This is a genomic window from Streptomyces sp. NPDC104761 (assembly GCF_055583445.1).
In genome coordinates this window covers 436,379-453,861 of sequence record NZ_JBVJNZ010000003.1, presented here as the reverse complement: position 1 = coordinate 453,861, position 17,483 = coordinate 436,379, and the positions used below count along the sequence as shown (strand labels likewise).

Sequence of the window (17,483 nt, the reverse complement as noted above, 5' to 3'; positions counted from 1 at the left end):
CGGTCAGCTCTCGACACCGCCGGTGCCGCGCACGATGACCAGGAACGTGTCCGTGGCCAGATCCATCACGACCTCGGCGGGCAGCCCTTCGAGCCGCCGGGCCTGCGCGAACTCCTCCGCAGGCCATGATCCTCGCGGTCCGCCTGCGGGAAAGCGTTCGAGCACGGTTCGCCCGTTCACCATCCTGCACCTCCAGAAATGCGTCGTACCTGTAGGAGTTAACGCTCTGGAGAACGCGAACGGCTCGCCCGGTGACGCTACTGAGACGTACCCGACACACGGTCGGCGCGGACGGTGAGGGTCCGTTGACTTTCGGTTTGGTTTCGGTCACTTCCGTGACCGGCTGTGTCAGTCTTCGTACTCGTCGTGATAACGGAGGCGGTCGCCGCCCTCCGGCGGCCTGCCGAGGGCCGTAAGGTCGAGCAGGGAGGTGGTCGGGCCGAGTCCGTCGAGCCCGCGGTCGTACACCGAGTAGGTGTGGAAGACCCGGTCGTGCTCCCGCAGGAAGCAGCTGATGCCGGGCCGTTCGACGGGCTCGTCGTCCACGACGATCGTTGCCTCGAAGTCCCGGTTGAAGTCGCGGTCGAAGTCGGTGTGGCCGGACGAGTACCAGGGCAGCGTCCAGCCCATCCGCGCCTTGAACGGCAGGATCCTGGTGAACGGCGCCCGGGAGACCGCCGCGAACGAGGTGTCGCGCGCCCGCAGATGGGCGAGGTGGCCGACCTGGTCGAGGAAGGCCGCGCAGCAGGGGCAGCCGGTCTCCCACTCGGGGGCGAACATGAAGTGGTGGACGACGAGTTGGGCCCGCCCGTCGAAGAGGTCCAGCAGGGTCGCCTTGCCGTCGCCGCCCTCGAAGACGTACTCGGGGTCCACCTCGACCATGGGCAGCCGGCGCCGCTCGGCGCTCAGCGCGGCCCGCGCCCGCGTGACCGCCTCCTCCTTGCGCAGTAACTCCGCACGCGCGGCACGCCACCGCTCACGCGAGACGATCTCCGGAAGCGACATGGGCCCTCCTGTACGACGGTCGGTTCCGGGTGGTGACCGCGGGAGGGGAGAGAACTCATCGGTGCGGCCGCGGTTTTCTCCGTACCTTCCTCGCTCCCCCTGCCGACGCAGCCGCGTGCCCGTCAGGTGTCGTACTCCGGGATGCGCCGTCCGTGTCCGCGGTCGCCTACGCCGCGACCGGCATCCGCGGCACCGCGACCCCGAGCCGCCGCCCACCGCGCTCCAGCTCCGCGGCCAGATCTTCGAGTTGCCGGGTGTGCCGGGCGGTCAGCCGTCCCGTCTCGTCGAGGTGCACGGCGCATGCGGTGGTCGTGTCCACGAGCCGTTCGAGTACGGCTGCCACCGCGTCCGTGCCCTCGGTGTGCCGAGCGAGGGCGGGGAGTTCGGCGGCGGCGAGCGTGATGGCGGCGCGGGCCTCGGCGAGGGTGCGGTAGGCCTCGCGGCGCAGGGCCCAGCGTTCGCCGCGGTCGCCGGACCCGCTCAGGACGTGGTCGAGGTAGGCATGCGCGGCCCGTCCGGCCGAGGCGAGGCGGGCCCGTACGCCGCCGCCCCGCCGCCCCGCCAACGGCAGGTGGCCGACGACCAGCACGAGCGCGCAGGCCAGCAGCGTCTCGCCGATCCGGCTGACGGAGGCCTGGGGTTCGCCGCCGACCATGACGAGGGCGAGCACGAGGACGGTGACGACGGCGGTCTGGGCGCCGAAGTGCCGAGTGGCGACCGGGATGAGCGCCCCGCAGACGGCGACCAGCGCGATGAGCCCCTCGGGCTGGGGCAGTACGGCCGCGAAGACCGCGAAGACGAGGGCGCCGAGCACGGTTCCGGCGGCCCGGCACAGCACCCGGGAGGCGAGCGGCCCGAGGTCGGGTTTGACGAGGAAGACGGCGGTGGCGGGCAGCCAGTACCAGTGCTGGTGCTCGCCGTACCAGCGGGCGTGGTGCAGGGCCTGCGCGATGGCGGCGCTGGCCCCGAAGCAGAGGGCGACACGCAGCCCGTACTCCCGTCCGCCGCTGCCGAGCGCGGCCCGCACGAGGTCGAGGGCGGGCCGGCGCCGGGCCGGTGGCCGCTGCTCGCCGCTCCCGGTCCGGTCGAAGGCCTCCGCGGCGCGCAGCAGGGCGTCGTCGAGGGCGCGCAGCGCGGGCGCGGACCGCGAGGGCGCGGGCAGCGGTCCGGTACCGCCGTTCTCCCGGACGGCCGCGGCGAGCCGACGGGGCCCCTCGGCCGCCCGCGCGGACACCGGCTCCCCGGCCCAGGCGAGGGCGGTGGCCGCCTCGGCGAGGGGCAGGGCCGCGGCGTACTGGGCGTGCAGCCGGCGTTCGGCGGCGGAACTGGCGTACCGCCGCAGCCGGGGACCGGTGAGCGCGTCCTGGGCGTGGTCGAGGGCGGCGGTGAGGGCGGCACGGTGTCGGCCCGCGGTCTCGCCGCCCACCGCGCCGAGCAGGTCGGCGACGGCGTCGTACACGGCGGCGACGGCGTCCCGCTCCCCGTCGAAGCGGAAGTCACCGGCGATCGCGCCGGGGGTGGGCAGCGCGAGACGGAGCACGACCAGCCACCCGGCGCCCGCGAGAAAGGCGAGGGCCCGCTGCCAGCCCGCCTCGGCGACCGGCATCCCGGCGCCGATGGCGGCGGCGACCAGCAGCTGGGTCCCGGCCCCGGAGGCGACGGGGCCGACGGCGCTCATGCCGCCGGCGGCCAGCCCGAGCGCGGTGAGCAGCAGGGTCAGCGGGACGGCGGTCAGGTGCTCCCCGCCGTACGTGCCGACGAGCAGCCCCAGCGCCCCGGCCGCGGCCGGCAACCCGAGCCGGCGTACGGCGGACCGGCGGCTTCCCGGCCGGTCGTTGATCCCGGCGAGCATGGCGGCGATCGCGGCGACGACGCCGAGGGAGGTGCGGTGCAGCAGGACTGCGGCGAGCAGCAGGGGGCCGGCGGCCAGTGCCCCTCTCGTCACCGCGCTCCAGGACACAGGCCCGCGCTGGGCGCGCAGGGCGTGGGCGAGCCAGGGCGGCAGGGCGATACGACGGGACACGGGGCTCCTGACCGGACGAGGGCGGGGTGTGCCTTCGGGCGACGGTGGCCGGGCTGTTGGCTTCGGTGCCCACGGTAGATCGCGTTCCGGTGCGAAAAGGCGCGTTCGCATTGCGCGGATGTGACAAGTGCCGCGGAGAGCCGCATTCTTTATGAACGCAATTCCGCACGGGTCCGGTTCGGGGCGGAACGCGAGCGGGCCTGTGGGCGCAGCCCGCCCCCGGGGCCCGGAACGCCGCCCCTCGTCACACGCCGGCACGCTTGAGAGCCCGGGTCAGTCGTGAGGTCGCCGCGTTTTTTCCTTTGAGCCACCGCGCATCGAGCTGCGCGGGCAGGACTTGAACCTGCATTTCGACGTACTGGGGGCCGGGCCCGGTCGATCCGGCGATCGGCGGCGAATGCCGGCCGTAGGGGCCGGGGCAACAGGTCACGCGAAGCCGAACAGCACCTCGGCCTCGGTCACGGCCCGGAACAGCGCCCCGGATTCCGCGCGCAATCCGCCGAGGATGTCGTCGACTTCCCGCAACCCGGCCCGCTCCAGCAGCCGCTTCTCGTTCGTCACCCACTCGCCGCGGGCCGCGAGCACGGCATGTCCGGCCTGGAGCGCGGCCGTGGCGACGGCGCCGGCGACCTCGGTGAGGCGGCCGTGCGGGGCGTGGTTGGCCTTCGCGTAGCCGAGGGTGGCGCGGGCGGTGCCGCGCCACCGTCCGGGCGCGGTGGCGCGCAGTCGTTCGGGGTAGGCCGCCGGGCGGGGCAGCGTACCGCTGAGCACGCGGTTGACCGCCAGTTCGGCGACGACCAGGTAGCTGGGGATGCCGGCGAGGTGGAACAGCAGCGGTTCCACCCGGAACCGCCCCTGCTCCGCCTCGGCCAGCTCGTGCTCGACCACGTCGAGATCACGGTAGTGGACGTCCACACGGCGGCCGTCGACGGTGAGCCAGGCCCCGCCGTTGAAGACACCGCCGCCCCACCCTCCGACCTCGGAGACCTCGCCTTCCCACCCGATGGCACGCAGGTCGGCGGGATCGAAGGCGCCCCGGTAGTAGACGGCCAGATCCCAGTCGCTGTCGGGCCGGTGGGTGCCCTGGGCGCGCGAGCCGCCCAGGGCGACGGCACGGACCGTGGGGAGAGCGGCGAGACGGGCGGTGGTGGCCGTGAGGAAGGTCTGGTCGTCGTCGGCGTTCGTGGCGGACATGGCTCGCAGCATCTCCCGCGGCCCGTTGTCAGTGCCATGCGTTATCCATGAAGTCGTCGGCGGCCGGGTTCGGCCGGCGTGTCCGCCGCGGTGCGACGTGCGGGAAATTCAGGTGCGATCACCCGGCACGGGCGCGGATGATCGACAGGTTGTCCGCCGTCACCTCAGGAGCCCCCGTGATCCAGCGCGTCACCTCCCCGGCTCTCTTCCCGCCGCCCGGCTACTCGCACGTCTCCGTCGTGGAGGCCGGAACGAAGCTCGCGTTCCTCGCCGGTTCCGTGCCGCTGGACGACGAGGGGAAGCTCGTCGGCGAGGGGGATCCGCCGCGGCAGGCCGAACAAGTGATCGCCAACCTGCGGGAGCAACTCCGTTCGGTCGGCAGCGACCTGGAGCATGTGCTGGCGACGGACGTGTACGTCGTGAGCAGTGAGCCCGCGGTGCTGTCCGGCGTGTGGGAGGTCGTCGAGGCCTCCGGGCTCAGCACCGGGCCGCACTCCTCGACTCTGGTCGGGGTCGCCTGTCTCGGCTACACCGGGCAACTGGTGGAGATCACGGCCACGGCCGTCGTACCCGAGGGGGCGCGGGCGTGAGCGCGGGGGCGGTACTGCGCCGCGCCGGGGGGCCGGACGCCGCCGGGGTCGCCGATGTCTGGCTGCGCTCGTTCGACGCCGCCCTGCCGACCGTCGTCCGGCCGCGTTCGGACGACGAGGTGCGCGCGTACATCCGGGACGTCGTGGTGCCGGCGCGGGAGACGTGGGTCGCGGAGGCGGGCGGGCGCGTCGTGGGCATGATGGTGCTCGCGGAGGAGTTGCTGTCCCAGCTGTATCTGGCCCCGGAGTGGCGGGGGCGCGGCATCGGTGACCGCTTCGTGGCGCTGGCCAAGGAGCGCTCGCCGTCGGGGCTGACGCTCTGGACCTTCCAGGTCAACAAGCCCGCGCACCGGTTCTACGAGCGGCACGGCTTCGTCGCCGTCGAGCACACGGACGGGAGCGGGAACGAGGAGCGGGAACCGGACGTGCGGTACGTGTGGCGGCCCTGAGCCGGTCCCGGCTCCGCTCCCGGGCGGGCACGCCCTACGGCCGCCCCGGCGCGGCCCCCCACACCCGGCTCTTCGGCCGCGGCTTGCGGTAGCTGCCCGCCCGGCTGGTCGTGAGCCCCAGCGTCACCAGCGACTCGGCCAGCTTCACCGCCGCCCCGACCCCGTCCACCACGGGGACCCCCAGCTTCTCCCCCACCGCCCGCTGCAGCCCCGTCATCCCGGCGCAGCCGAGGACCAGGACCTCGGCGCCGGCGTCCCGGACCCGTTCGGCCGCGGCGAGGAACGCGGCCTCCGTGCGCGCGGGGTCGTCGGCGAGGTCCAGGACGCCGAGTCCGGTGCCAGCGACGGCGACGCAGTTGCGGGCCACCCCGGCGGTCTCCAGGCTGTCCTCGATCTGCCCGCGCGACCGGTCCAGGGTGGTGACGACGCCGTAGCGGCGGCCCAGCAGACAGGCGAGGTGGGCGGCGGCCTCGGTGATGTCGACGACCGGTACGTCCACCAGTTCCCGGACGCCCTCCCGCCCGTGTTCGCCGAAACCGGCCATGACCACCGCGTCGTACGGCGGACCGGTGTACGTCCGCAGCGCGTCCAGGACCGCCGCCGCCGACAGGTAGCTGTCGAGCCAGCCCTCCGCCGACTCGGGCCCCCAGTGCGGGGTCAGCCCGGTCACGGCGGTGCCCGGGCCTGCGGCGGCCCGGGCACCTCGTACGATCTCCTCGGTCATCTCCTGCGTGGTGTTGCAGTTGGTGACGACGATCCGCACGTTCTTCAGACCTCCTCGATCACGGGGGTAGGGGCGGCGGCCGGTGCGCGGTCATGGCGGCACAGTGCCAGGTACAGGCCCGCGGCCAGGGCGGTGCCGATGAACCAGGAGTACGGCGCCACGTCGCTGAACGTCTTCACCAGCGCGAGCGCGGCCGCGACCGCCGCCGCGGGCAGGAACGCCCAGAGTGCCTTGGGGTTGACGCCCTTGCGGTAGTGGTACGGCGAGCCCGGGGACGCGTCGAAGAGCTGCTGGACGTCCACCTTGCCGCGCTTGATCACGTAGTAGTCGACCATGATCACGCCGAACAGCGGGCCCAGGAAAGCGCCGAGGCCGCCGAGGAAGTAGTTGACGACGGTGGGGTTGGAGAAGAGGTTCCAGGGCGTGACGGCCAGGGCGGCGACCGTGCTGATCATGCCGCCGACCCGGAAACTGATCTTCTGCGGCCAGACGTTGGCCAGGTCGTACGCCGGTGAGACGAAGTTGGCGACGATGTTGACGCCCATGGTGGCGACCGCGAAGGTCAGTGCCGCCACGACCAGGACCCAGGTGTTGCCGACCTTGGCGACCAGTTCGGCCGGGTCGGTGATGGCCTCGCCGAAGACCTCCAGGGAGCCGGCGGTGACGATCACGGAGACGACCACGAAGGCCGTGGAGTTGATCGGCAGGCCCCAGAAGTTGCCGCGGCGCACGGTGCGGTAGTCGGGCGCGAAGCGGGAGAAGTCGCAGAAGTTGAGCATCAGGGTGCCGTAGGTGGCGAGGATCAGGCCGATCGCACCGAACCACTGCCGCCACTGCTCGCCGGTGGAGACCGGGTGCGGGGTGGAGGTGAGCGAGATGGTCCAGTGGGCCTTGGCCAGGATCCAGACGGCGAGGGCGATCATGACCAGCCAGATCGCCGGGCCGCAGAAGTCCTGGAACCTGCGGATCGTCTCCATGCCCCGGCTGATGATCGCGGCCTGGATCAGCCACAGCGAGACGAAGGAGATCCAGCCGAGGGTGTCGAGGCCCAGGAAGGAGCTCTCCGTGAGGGACTTCAGGCCCGGCCAGGCGGCCAGCAGCATCACGTTGACGGCGACGGACGCCAGGTAGGTCTGGATGCCGTACCACATGATGGCGATCACGGCCCGGATGAGCGCCGGGATGTTGGCGCCCCAGACGCCGAAGCTGATCCGGCTGACCACCGGGAACGGCACGCCGTGGCGCTGGCCGATGCGGCCCATCCAGTTCATGCCGACGTAGATGAGCACGAAGCCGGCGAGGAGGGAGGTGAAGACCTGCCAGACGTTCATGCCGAGGACCAGCAGGCCGGCGGCGAAGGTGTAGTTGCCGAGGTTGTGGACGTCGGACATCCACATCGCGAAGAGGTCGAAGACCTTCCAGTTCCGCCGCTCGGCGGGGGCGAGGTCTTCGTTGGTGAGCCGGGGGTCGGGGACGAACACGGTTGCGCCGGTGGCTTCGGCGCGGTCGGCGAGGGACACGGGGCCTCCAGGGAACCAACCGGTGTACCAGCTTTTGGTATACCAAACTGCGGTCATAGTGCTCCCGTCAAGCGTCCCGACCGATGTCCGTCCCGTTACGGCTCCGTAAAAGCCCCCCGGGTCGGCGAAAATGACCTCATGGGCTCCCCCACCACGAAGATCGAACCCCTGGGCGCGGTACGCGAACGCGTCCTCGCGACCCTGCGGCAGGACATCATCGCGGGGCGGCTGGGCCCTGGCGACCGGCTGGTGGAACGCGAACTCGCCGAACGGTTCGGGGTGTCCCGGGTACCGGTCCGGGAGGCGATCCGGGCCCTGGTCGCCGAGGGCTTCGTCCTCTTCGAGTCGGCCCGCCGCACGGTCGTGCGCCGGCTGACCCCGACCGACGTCAAGGAACTCTTCGAGCTGCGCGAGGCGTTGGAGGTGTACGCGGCCGGGCTGGCGGCGGCCCGGGCGACCCCGGAGGCGCTGGCCGAGCTCCGGGAGCTGCTGGACCGCGCGGCCGGGGCGACCGAGGCGGACGACGCCGAGACCATCACCGACATCAACACCCGTTTCCACGACCGCATCCTGGCCCTGGCCGGCAACAGCCTGCTCATCTCGGTCATGGAACCGGTCGACGGCCGGCTCCGCTGGCTCACCCGGCGCAACGAGGAGTGGCCCCAGCTCCTCGAGGAACACCGCGAGTTGTACGACGCGATCGCCTCCGGCGACCCGGACCGCGCCCGCACCCGCGCGCTCGGCCACGTCCAGGCCAACTACCGCTCGACCGTGCGGCACCTGTTCGGCGAGGACACCGACGGCCACCTGCGGGATCCGGCCGTCCGGTAGTCATCCACAGGAACACCAGTTCGCACAGAAATCTCTTAGAGTTCTCCTCACCAGCGAAGATCGAAACGGATCCGCACGGCCCGGACACGGATCGAGCGGACCGGACGGGGAGGGCATGACCATGGTGAGCAGGCGGGGGCTGTTGAGCGGAGCCGCGCTGGTGGGGATGGGCGCAGTGGCCGGTATGACGGTGGGTACGGGGAGCGCCGCCGCCGACGAGCCGCTGGACACGCCGTTCACCCCGGTCGCCGCACCGCATCTGGCCGAGGCCGAGCAGCTGGTGCGCTACCAGCGGCTGCTGGCGGCCGGCTACCTGCCGACGGGACTGGCCGGGCACTGGCCGCTGGACGGCACCGGCGCCGACCGCTCCGGCCTGGAGCACCCGGTCACCCTGGGCCCGGGAGCGAGCTGGACCAGCCTCCGCGCGGGCGGCGAACTGAGCTTCGAGGGCACCGCCGGCGCCTACGCCGCCACCGCCTCCGTCCTGGACACCACCGCCCCGTTCACGGTCACGGCCTGGGTCCGGCTGGCCGACGACGCCGTGCTCACGAACATGTACACGGCCGTGAGCCAGGACGGCGGCAGCGTCAGCCGCTTCCTGCTCCAGTACGACGACACGGCCGGGACCTGGGCGTTCAAGGTGCGCAGCGAGGACCAGAGCACCAAGGTCTCGGCGCTCGCCGCCACGCGGGTGACGAAGACGGGCGTCTGGACCCACCTGGCGGGCGTCTGGGACGGCACCCGCGTCCAGCTCTATGTGAACGGCGTCCTGGAAGGCAGCGCCGACACCACCCTGTCCTGGGCCGCGCCCCAGGGCTTCAGCATCGGCCGGGCCCGCTGGGACGGCGGCTACGTGAACCGCTTCAAGGGCGCGGTCGACGACGTCCGCGCCTACGGCCGTGCCCTCGGCGCCGACGAGATCGCCCTGGTCAGCGGGCGTACGGCTCGCGCCAACAACGTCTATCTGATGGACACGGCGGCGACCGTGACCTGGGGCCGCCCGGACGACCTCGCCGGCTGGGTGGCCCGGGCCCGCTGCTCGTCCTTCGTCACCGCGGTCCTCAGGCACACCTACGGCTGGGCCACCGACGCCTACTTCCTCCAGTACTTCCAGGAGAAGGGCCCGGAGGCCGCCGACTACTGCTCGGCGTTCCGCAACCACACGGCCGGCCCGCGCTTCCGCCGCATACGCAAGGTCGCCGACCTGCGGCCGGGCGACCTGATCGCCGTCGACTACAACGGACAGGACGCGGAGAACACCGGGCACATCGTCATGGTCCGCGAGGTCAAGGGAGTCTTCAGCGGGGTCGCCGACTTCACCGGCGAGACCCAGTACGCCGTGGAGATCGTCGACTGCACCTCCGACCCGCACGGCGTCTACGGGCTCAGCAACTACCCGCGCTACCCCGACACCCGCATGGTCAGCAACGTGACCGGCGAGAACTTCCAGGGCGTCGGCATCGGCCACATGATGTTCTACGCCTCCGACGCCACCGGCGAGTTCTCCCGGTACCGCTGGAGCGTCAACTCCTCCGCGACCACCGGCACCCACACGGTGGACGACCGCCCGGTGGCGGCGGCCCGGATCGTCTGAGCCCCGACGCTCACCCCGGCCGCCACGCCCGGCCTCAACCCAGTCCGGCCGCCTCCGCCGCCGTCCGCAGCACCGCGCGGAGCATCTCGGGGGTGAGGCGGCCGGTGAAGGTGTTGCGCTGGCTGACGTGGAAGCAGCCGAAGAGGTCCACGCCGTCGAGGCCGACCCGGGTGCCGTGGGCGAAGGCCGGGCGGGGCCGGGGCACGGTCCAGCCCGCCGCCGCGAACGCCGGCAGCGCGGCCTGCCAGCCGAAGGCGCCGAGCACGACAGCCGCGCGGAGCGTCGGCCGCAGCAGCGTGAGCTCCTCGGTCAGCCAGTGACGGCAGGTGTCGCGCTCCTCGGGGGTCGGCTTGTTGGCGGGTGGGGCGCAGTGCACGGGCGCGGTGACGCGTACGCCGTACAGCTCCAGGCCGTCGTCGGCGCTCACCGAGGTCGGCTGCGAGGCGAGCCCGACGTCGTACAACGCCTGGTACAGCACGTCGCCGGAGCGGTCGCCGGTGAACATCCGGCCGGTGCGGTTGCCGCCGTGCGCGGCCGGGGCGAGGCCGATGATCAGCAGCCGGGCGTCCGCGGGCCCGAAGCCGGGGACGGGCCGGCCCCAGTACGTCCAGTCGGCGAACGCGGCCCGCTTGGTACGCGCCACGTCCTCCCGCCAGGCGACCAGGCGGGGACACGCCCGGCAGCCGCTCACGCGCTGGTCGAGGAGGGCGAGCTGGGTGCGAGGGGTGCGGTTCACGTTTCAACGGTAGGGCCGGAGCGAGGCTTGCCGGAGCGGCTCGGGGTGGGGTGGCGCGGGTGCGCGGGAGCGCCGAGGTGGTCTGTGCAAGGTGGCGGCCACGGGTTGTGTGTGGCTGATCGCGCAGTTCCCCGCGCCCCCAAGGGGCGCGATGGCGGGCGTCGGTCCCCCCGGGTCCTTGGGACGCGATGGCGGGCGTGGGAAAACGGTTCCGTCGCCTTCGGCCCGGGGAGCTAAGGTCGGGACATGGCTTCTGAGGATGCGGACGACGGCAGGGAGCACGCGAGCGGTGAGGAAGCCGAGGCCTCCGCGTCCCCGGCTCCGGACCCCGCCGCGATCGCCGCGGCCGTCGCCGCTGCCGAGGCCGCGGGTCCCGCCCCCGGTGAGAACGTGCGGATCGACAGCTGGATCTGGGCCGTCCGACTGATCAAGACCCGCTCCCTGGGAGCCACCGCCTGCCGGGGCGGACACGTCCAGGTGAACGGCGAGCGGGTCAAGCCCGCCCACTCCGTGCGCGTCGGCGACGAGGTTCGGCTGCGTCACGAGGGGCGGGAGCGGGTCGTCATCGTGAAGCGGCTGATCCGCAAGCGGGTCGGCGCCCCGGTGGCCGCCGTGTGCTACATCGACAACTCCCCGCCGCCCCCGCCCCGCGAGGCCTTCTCGCCCATCGGCATCCGCGACCGCGGTACCGGCCGCCCCACCAAGCGCGACCGCCGCGAGCTGGAACGGCTGCGCGGCCTCGGCGGCATGGGTGGCCCGGGCGGCGCGGGTGGGGCCGGCACGGGTGGGACGGGCTCGGCAGGCCGGCCGAGCGGTGGACGCCCCGGCGGACGGTGATCCACCCGGCCGGCCCGGCGAGGTCCGGCCGGGGGACCCGGCTCCACGCCCGCTCGGCAGGGTCACCCGAGCCGGGTCGCCGGTACCGCCTTCGCCCACGTCCCGTCCTCGGTCAGATACTCGGCCACCTCCAGTCCCGCCTCCGCGAGCGCCGCCTCGAACTGTTCCGGTGTGAGCGGCCGGGCCAGGAAGGTCTGGGTCCAGGTCGCGTCCGGGAACTCGTACTCCGCGCGCACCGAGTTCACCCCGTCCCCGACCGGCTCGGCCGACAGGATCCGGACGGTGTAGCCGCCGGGGTCGACCCGCTCCCTCGGCACCTTCGTGTGGTAGTCCGCACCCTCCCGCTGGACGAGCACGCAGCCGCCGTCCGCCACGTGCGCGGCGCAGGTGCGCAGCATGCCCCGCCGCACCTCCGCGTCCCCGGTGTGCACCAGGAACGACGCGAGTATCACCACGTCGAACTTCTCGCCCAGGTCGAGACCTTCGATGGTGCTGCGTATCGTGCGCGCCCCGCGTACACGCGCCAGCATCTCCGCCGACTCGTCCACCGCGGTGACCGTGAACCCGCGCTCCAGGAGCGGGTGCGTCATGCGCCCCACCCCGCTGCCCAGCTCAAGGATGCGGGCGCCGGCCGGGACCGCCGCCTCGATGATGTCCGGCTCGGTGCCCGCGGTCAGGCGCGAGTAGAACTCGACCGCGCAGCCGTCCGGGGTGATCGCTCCGGGACCCGTCCCCTCGTACCCCTCACGCATGTCAACCGTCATGCCCGGACAACGGCCGGTCGCCGCACCGCCGTTCCCGCACCCCGGCGGTTCACTCGTTCGAGCAGTTCGAAGGCCCGGCGGGAACTTTCCCGTGGAAGGCAGCGGTTGACGGCCGTCACTGGTCCCACGGGAACCATCCGTGCCCGACGTACCAATGGCCGCCGGCTCGCAGGTGGTCGCCGACCGCCCGCTCCACCGACGTCCGGCGGGGCAGGTCCGCTACCGGCAGGTCCGGGTCGCCGAAGACGAAGCCGACCGGTGTGGTGTCGGCCGGCTCCGGGTCCTGCCAGCCAGGCCGGAACCGCTCCTGGAAGCGCACGATGTTGGAGTCCGCCTTGAGGTGCCGGCGCAGCTGGGGATCGAGCAGCCAGGAGTGGCAGGTCGCGACGGCGTGGGGCTCCTCGGGGAAGTGCCGGGCGAAGAACTCCCGGGCGTGGTCCACGGAACGGTCGCAGGCGGCCGGGGTGAGCGGCCCGAGGAAGTCGGGGATGTGCAGGTTCAGGGAGGGCTCGCCGCCGGTCACCTCGGTACCGGCCGATCTGATCGCCTGCGCCGTGCGCTCGCCGAGTCCCGTCCGCTCGTACTGCAGCCGTCCCAGCTGGTAGAGCCGCCCGCCGAAGTGCCGGCTGAGCCAGTGTCCCTGGTGCGCTCCGAGCCCTCCCCTGCCGTGCCGCCTACGGTGCAGCGCCATGTTGCGGCCGAGGTCGGCGAGCGTGTGGCGGGAGACGTCGTCGGGGATGCCGCGCGCCCGGTGCACCGCGCGGACGTGCGGCACCGCCGCGACGAAGACGTACACGAGGAAGTACTCACCCAGGGCGGCCGGGGCCCGGGCGACCCGGTCGGCGAGCCCGGACGGGTCGTCCACCTCCCGGACGACACCGGTCACGTCCTCGGCGCCCTCTTCCACCAGCCGCCGTACCGCGGGGTCGGCGGCCACGGCCCGGCGCAGGGCCACCACCTCGTTGATGTCCTCGTGCGGCACGGCGAGGTCGAGGAGCAGGTCGGGCAGGTCGGCGGCGTCCGGCAGCACGGCTGGGTCCCCCTTGGTGAACGTCCGGTCGAGGAGTACGTTGCAGACAGGAACGGTGATCCGGGATGCGTACAGGCAGTGAGCCGGTGACCGCCCGCAGTGCCCTGCGGGCGCGGTTGTGGCTGAGCGTGTGGGGGCTGGTCTGGGCCGTCTTCGGCACGGCGGCGTTCGCGGTGCTGGGGCGACCCGGCTGGGCCGCCGCCTGCGGGGTGCTGTGGCTGGTGGCCACCGTCGACATGGCCGTGATCCTCAGGCACATCCGGCAGGGCCCGCACTATCAGCCGGGCCGCGATGTGCCGCCGTACCGGCCCGCGGACAGCCGCCCGCCGCCGTTCCGGCACCCGCCGCAGCACGGTCACCCCTGAGCGGCCGTCCGGACACGCTCCGTCGGCCCGTACGCCGTCGGCTCACGCGTCGCCGGTTCACGCGTCGCTGTCGAAACGGGCCGCTTTCAGGTACTCCGGGTTCGGGTCCAGGGCGGCCGCCAGCCGGAAGTGGCGTATCGCGAGGTCGGCGCGGCCCTGGCGCTGGTAGGTGCGGGCGAGCGCGAAGTGGGCGAACGCGTTGTCCGGCTCGCGCTCCAGGACGATGGTGAACTCCAGCTCGGCGGGGCGCAGTTGCGCGGCGGCGAAGAAGGCACGCGCACGCAGCAGCCGGGCGGCGGTGTTCTCGGGGTGCGCTCCGATCACTCCGTCGAGCAGCTTCACCGCGCCCCGCGGGTCCCGTGCGTTGAGCAGTTGCTCGGCGGCACGGAAGTCGATGACATGCGTCTCCGGAGTACGTCCGGTCGAACCGCTGGTCTCGGGCACGGCAAAGTCCTTCCCTCACTGAAGCGGTTCAACGCCCGGACGGGTCCCCGCTATTTCGTGGACGCGTTCCGCTCGCCCGGACCGGACGAGCGCGCGCGGCGCAGGAGGTCGGCCCACACCTCCCCGACCCGCTGCCGGAGCGCGTCCAGGGGCACGTCGTTGTCGATCACGATGTCGGCGATCTCCAGGCGCTTCTCACGGGTCGCCTGCGCGGCCATCCGGGCACGGGCGTCCTCCTCGGTCATCCCCCGCAGCCGTGTCAGCCGGTCGAGCTGCGTCTCGGGAGCGGTGTCCACGACGACCACGACGTCGTAGAGCTGCGCGAGGCCGTTCTCCGCGAGGAGCGGGACGTCGTGGACCACCACGGCGTCGTCGGCCGCCGCGCTCTCCAGCTCGCGGGACCGGGCCCCGACGAGGGGGTGCACGATCGAGTTCAGTACGGCCAGTCTCGCGGGGTCGGCGAAGACGATCGAGCCGAGCCTGGGCCGGTCCAGGCTGCCGTCGGCGGCCAGCACCTCCGGGCCGAAGGCCTCGGTCACGGCGGCCAGGCCAGGGGTCCCGGGCGCGACGACCTCACGCGCGATGCGGTCCGCGTCGATCAGCACCGCACCGTGCCCGGCGAGCAGCCGCGACACCTCGCTCTTGCCGGCTCCGATCCCGCCGGTGAGGCCAACTTTCAGCATGTCCCGAAGCTTAGGCCCTGCCACCGGCGCCGGCCGGGACAGGGCCCGCCGGTCTCAGTTCTCGCCCTCCCGCTCCGCGAGGAAGCGCTCGAATTCGAGGCCGATCTCGTCCGCCGAGGGGATCTCCACCGGCTCGGCGAGCATGTTGCCCCGGGTCTCGGCGCCCGCGGCCGCGTCGTACTGGTGCTCGAGGCCCTGCACGAGGGCGGTCAGTTCCTCGTCGCCCTCCTGGATCTGGCTGTCGATCTCCGTCTGGGTGCGGTGCGCGTCCGTGCGCAGGGCGTGCGCGATGCCCGGGAGGACCAGGCCGGTGGCGGCCGTGACGGCTTCCAGGACGGTCAGGGCGGCGTCCGGATAGGGCGAGCGGGCGATGTAGTGCGGCACGTGCGCGGCGACGCCCAGGACGTCGTGTCCGGCCTCCATGAGGCGGAACTCGAGCAGCGACTCGGCGCTGCCGGGCACCTGGGCCTCGTCGAACGGGCTGCGGTGCCCGGGGACCAGGTCGGTGCGGTTGCCGTGCGGGGTGAGGCCGACGGGGCGGGTGTGCGGGACGCCCATGGGGATGCCGTGGAAGTTCACGGACAGGCGGACGCCGAGCCGCTCCACGATCTGCCGTACGGCCGCGGCGAAGCGCTCCCACTCGACGTCCGGCTCGGGGCCGGACAGCAGCAGGAAGGGGGCGCCGGTGGCGTCCTGCACCAGGCGGACCTCGATGCTGGGCTCCTCGTACTCGGTCCAGCGGTCCCGCTTGAAGGTCAGCAGCGGGCGGCGGGCCCGGTAGTCCACGAGCCGGTCGTGGTCGAAGCGGGCGACGACCTGGTGGGGCAGCGAGTCGAGGAGCCGGTCGACGATCTGGTCGCCGGTCTCACCCGCGTCGATGTATCCGTCGAAGTGGTAGAGCATGACAAGACCGGCCGACTCCTGGGCCAGCGCCATGTCGACGACTGCCAGCCCCTTCGGCTCCCATGCGTACAAACCCTGCGGATCAAGCACTGTGACCGCTCCTCCTCGTGTTCGTACGGGTCAACGCGGCACTGACCACAGGCATTCCCGCCGCCCCACTGAACAGGCCCCTCTCACCGCCTTCTCATACCGGGAACGAATGAGGGTGCACGCGCGCGTGCCGGGGTCAGGCCGCCATCACGCGCGCGTGGAGCGCCGTCACCGCCTTGCGTGCCGAGCTGAACGCGCCGTGCTGCCAGGCGTCCGTGTAGCTGAGCCAGTCACCGGCGAACCAGACCCTGCCCGCGGGCTCGTTCAGGGGCTTGTAGCGCGCGTCGTCGGGGCCGCCGGGGGTGTCGTGCCAGGCGGCCTCCAGGTGCGGTGTCTGGCGCCAGTGGTGGGAGAAGGAGGAGACGAGTTCGGTGCGGTACTTGTCGCCGTAGATCTTCACTCCGGCCGCGACCGCGCGACGTTCCCGCTGGGCCGGGGTGAGCCTGGCGTAGGAGTCGGCGTCGTCGTCGTAGTTGTAGTAGCCGATGAGGACGCCCCGTTCGCCGTGGAAGCCGTACGAGGGGTGCCAGATGTGGGTGACGTCCTGGTCGGTCTCGGTGATGCCGCCGTAGATGCGGTGGTCCAGCTCCCACCAGCGGGAGCGGTATTCGAGGCCGATCTTGGCGGCCGACGACGGGGTGACGGCCTCCAGGGCGCTCTGCACGCCGGAGCCCAGGTTGTGCGGGACCTTGGCAAGGATGTTGGGCGGCATCGCGGCCACGCAGTAGTCGGCCTCGACGACCTTGGTACGGCCGCCCTGGGTGTACGTCACGGTGACGCCGTGGCCCGTGTCGGTGATCCTGGAGACGACGGCTCCGGTACGTATGCGGCGGTCGCCTATCGCCCGGGTGAGCGCCTTCGGTATCTGGTCCATGCCGCCGACCGGCTGGAACATCAGCATCGCCTGGTCGAAGCCGAACTCGAAGGAGAAGTAGCGTCCGACCCCGCTCGCCAGCACCGCGGAGGCGGCCGGGACGTCGCCGAGGAGCACACCGGGGGTGCCGGCGGCGGCCGGTACGGTCGTGTATCCGCGCCGTTCACCGCCTTCGTACGTCAGTTTGTCGCCGAGTTCGCCCCAGTCCTTGAGGAACTCGACGAGCCGCTCCTGGTCGGTGGCCGTCAACGCCGCGTCCAGCGCACCCTTGTTCGTCGCTTTCGCGAGCAACTCCGAGACGTAGCCGTACACGTCGGCCTTGGCAGTGCGGTACCGCTCGGGCTTCGTCATGCCGGCGGACTCGTTGTAGATGTAGGCGTCGGCGTTGGTGTTCGTGAACACCTGGATGGGGACGCCGAGTTCGCGGCAGTAGTCGAGGGTGATCATCCACTGCGGGATCCGGGCCGGCCCGGCGTTCATGTAGTGGCCGTCGGCGAACCGCGCGGTCTGCGTGTTGCCGTAGAGGTCGGTGGTGGAGTCCCCGCCACGCACGGTGAAGTTGCGTCCGCCGGTGCGGTCCCTGGCCTCCAGGATCGTACAGTCGTAGCCGGCTTTGCCGAGTTCGTAGGCGGTCGCGAGGCCGGCGATTCCGCCGCCGAGTATGACGACCCTCGCTGCGGCGCGCCCGGTGAGGGTGAAGTCGCTCGCGCTGAGCGCCCGGAACGGCTGTTCGCGCTGGGCGGCCTGGGCGGTGGGGGCCAGACCGAGCGCACCCATGGTGGCGAACATGGCCCCGGCGCCACCGGTGAGACCGACGTTCCGCAGGA

The 17,483-nt window shown here is 72.6% G+C and carries 19 protein-coding genes; 6 read left to right on the top strand and 13 right to left on the bottom strand.

The features are described from left to right. Positions 1 to 3 precede the first annotated feature (3 nt). The 4 genes from ACZ63F_RS11790 to ACZ63F_RS11775 form a co-directional block, all read right to left on the bottom strand. Positions 4 to 183 (bottom strand): hypothetical protein, encoded by a 180-nt coding sequence (locus ACZ63F_RS11790; RefSeq protein ID WP_181808251.1) that lies wholly within the window; start codon positions 181 to 183, stop codon positions 4 to 6. Positions 184 to 348: 165 nt separating this feature from the next. Further along, on the bottom strand, positions 349 to 1,005 hold the full coding sequence (locus tag ACZ63F_RS11785) for a DUF899 domain-containing protein (protein ID WP_469710260.1): 657 nt from the start codon (positions 1,003 to 1,005) through the stop codon (positions 349 to 351). 166 nt (positions 1,006 to 1,171) lie between these two features. Next, entirely contained in the window at positions 1,172 to 3,028 is a 1,857-nt protein-coding gene (locus ACZ63F_RS11780) for an FUSC family protein (protein ID WP_469710259.1), read from the bottom strand. A 426-nt stretch (positions 3,029 to 3,454) separates the two neighbouring features. Further along, the gene (locus tag ACZ63F_RS11775; RefSeq protein WP_469710258.1) at positions 3,455 to 4,222 is read right to left on the bottom strand and encodes a nucleotidyltransferase domain-containing protein; all 768 of its coding nucleotides are present in this window, start codon (positions 4,220 to 4,222) and stop codon (positions 3,455 to 3,457) included. A gap of 176 nt (positions 4,223 to 4,398) precedes the next feature. On the opposite strand from ACZ63F_RS11775, the gene ACZ63F_RS11770 reads away from it, so the two are divergent. Together ACZ63F_RS11770 and ACZ63F_RS11765 are read left to right on the top strand one after the other, a co-directional pair. Beyond that, positions 4,399 to 4,812, top strand: coding sequence for a RidA family protein (locus tag ACZ63F_RS11770; RefSeq protein WP_469710257.1), 414 nt, complete (start codon positions 4,399 to 4,401; stop codon positions 4,810 to 4,812). Then, entirely contained in the window at positions 4,809 to 5,261 is a 453-nt protein-coding gene (locus ACZ63F_RS11765) for a GNAT family N-acetyltransferase (protein ID WP_469710256.1), read from the top strand. The genes ACZ63F_RS11770 and ACZ63F_RS11765 overlap by 4 nt, the downstream gene beginning before the upstream one ends. Positions 5,262 to 5,295: 34 nt before the next feature. On the opposite strand, the gene ACZ63F_RS11760 is transcribed toward ACZ63F_RS11765, so the two are convergent. Next, positions 5,296 to 6,024 carry an aspartate/glutamate racemase family protein gene (locus tag ACZ63F_RS11760; protein ID WP_469710255.1) on the bottom strand — a complete coding sequence of 243 codons (729 nt, stop codon included), beginning with the start codon at positions 6,022 to 6,024 and terminating at the stop codon, positions 5,296 to 5,298. 5 nt (positions 6,025 to 6,029) lie between these two features. Next, the gene (locus ACZ63F_RS11755; RefSeq protein WP_469710254.1) at positions 6,030 to 7,505 is read right to left on the bottom strand and encodes an NCS1 family nucleobase:cation symporter-1; all 1,476 of its coding nucleotides are present in this window, start codon (positions 7,503 to 7,505) and stop codon (positions 6,030 to 6,032) included. A gap of 138 nt (positions 7,506 to 7,643) precedes the next feature. Between ACZ63F_RS11755 and ACZ63F_RS11750 the strand changes: the two genes are divergently transcribed. Then, positions 7,644 to 8,336: a GntR family transcriptional regulator gene (locus ACZ63F_RS11750; RefSeq protein ID WP_469710253.1), complete on the top strand. Its 693-nt coding sequence runs from the start codon at positions 7,644 to 7,646 to the stop codon at positions 8,334 to 8,336. A 121-nt stretch (positions 8,337 to 8,457) separates the two neighbouring features. Further along, positions 8,458 to 9,930, top strand: a complete 1,473-nt coding sequence (locus ACZ63F_RS11745) for a LamG domain-containing protein (RefSeq protein ID WP_469710252.1) — start codon at positions 8,458 to 8,460, stop codon at positions 9,928 to 9,930. A 34-nt stretch (positions 9,931 to 9,964) separates the two neighbouring features. Here the strand turns inward: ACZ63F_RS11745 and ACZ63F_RS11740 are convergent, their stop codons facing one another. Next, a complete protein-coding gene (locus ACZ63F_RS11740) occupies positions 9,965 to 10,666 on the bottom strand; it encodes a uracil-DNA glycosylase (protein ID WP_469710251.1) in 702 nt (233 codons plus the stop codon). A gap of 246 nt (positions 10,667 to 10,912) precedes the next feature. On the opposite strand from ACZ63F_RS11740, the gene ACZ63F_RS11735 reads away from it, so the two are divergent. Further along, on the top strand, positions 10,913 to 11,503 hold the full coding sequence (locus tag ACZ63F_RS11735; RefSeq protein ID WP_469710250.1) for an RNA-binding S4 domain-containing protein: 591 nt from the start codon (positions 10,913 to 10,915) through the stop codon (positions 11,501 to 11,503). A 62-nt stretch (positions 11,504 to 11,565) separates the two neighbouring features. Here ACZ63F_RS11735 and ACZ63F_RS11730 read toward each other — a convergent pair whose 3' ends face one another. Beyond that, complete coding sequence (locus ACZ63F_RS11730; RefSeq protein ID WP_469710249.1) at positions 11,566 to 12,255, bottom strand: class I SAM-dependent methyltransferase; 690 nt, start codon at positions 12,253 to 12,255, stop codon at positions 11,566 to 11,568. Between the two features lie 127 nt (positions 12,256 to 12,382). Then, entirely contained in the window at positions 12,383 to 13,297 is a 915-nt protein-coding gene (locus tag ACZ63F_RS11725; protein WP_469710248.1) for an acyltransferase domain-containing protein, read from the bottom strand. A 65-nt stretch (positions 13,298 to 13,362) separates the two neighbouring features. On the opposite strand from ACZ63F_RS11725, the gene ACZ63F_RS11720 reads away from it, so the two are divergent. Continuing rightward, positions 13,363 to 13,662 carry a DUF6343 family protein gene (locus tag ACZ63F_RS11720; RefSeq protein ID WP_469710247.1) on the top strand — a complete coding sequence of 100 codons (300 nt, stop codon included), beginning with the start codon at positions 13,363 to 13,365 and terminating at the stop codon, positions 13,660 to 13,662. 57 nt (positions 13,663 to 13,719) lie between these two features. Here ACZ63F_RS11720 and ACZ63F_RS11715 read toward each other — a convergent pair whose 3' ends face one another. From ACZ63F_RS11715 to ACZ63F_RS11700, 4 genes are all read right to left on the bottom strand, one after another. Further along, the gene (locus ACZ63F_RS11715) at positions 13,720 to 14,106 is read right to left on the bottom strand and encodes a tetratricopeptide repeat protein (RefSeq protein WP_093504386.1); all 387 of its coding nucleotides are present in this window, start codon (positions 14,104 to 14,106) and stop codon (positions 13,720 to 13,722) included. A 50-nt stretch (positions 14,107 to 14,156) separates the two neighbouring features. After that, positions 14,157 to 14,789: a dephospho-CoA kinase gene (gene coaE / locus ACZ63F_RS11710; protein WP_469710246.1), complete on the bottom strand. Its 633-nt coding sequence runs from the start codon at positions 14,787 to 14,789 to the stop codon at positions 14,157 to 14,159. A 54-nt stretch (positions 14,790 to 14,843) separates the two neighbouring features. Beyond that, entirely contained in the window at positions 14,844 to 15,782 is a 939-nt protein-coding gene (locus ACZ63F_RS11705) for a PAC2 family protein (protein WP_366357989.1), read from the bottom strand. A 136-nt stretch (positions 15,783 to 15,918) separates the two neighbouring features. Then, on the bottom strand, positions 15,919 to 17,445 hold the full coding sequence (locus ACZ63F_RS11700) for a flavin monoamine oxidase family protein (RefSeq protein ID WP_469710536.1): 1,527 nt from the start codon (positions 17,443 to 17,445) through the stop codon (positions 15,919 to 15,921). Between the last annotated feature and the right edge of the window lie 38 nt (positions 17,446 to 17,483).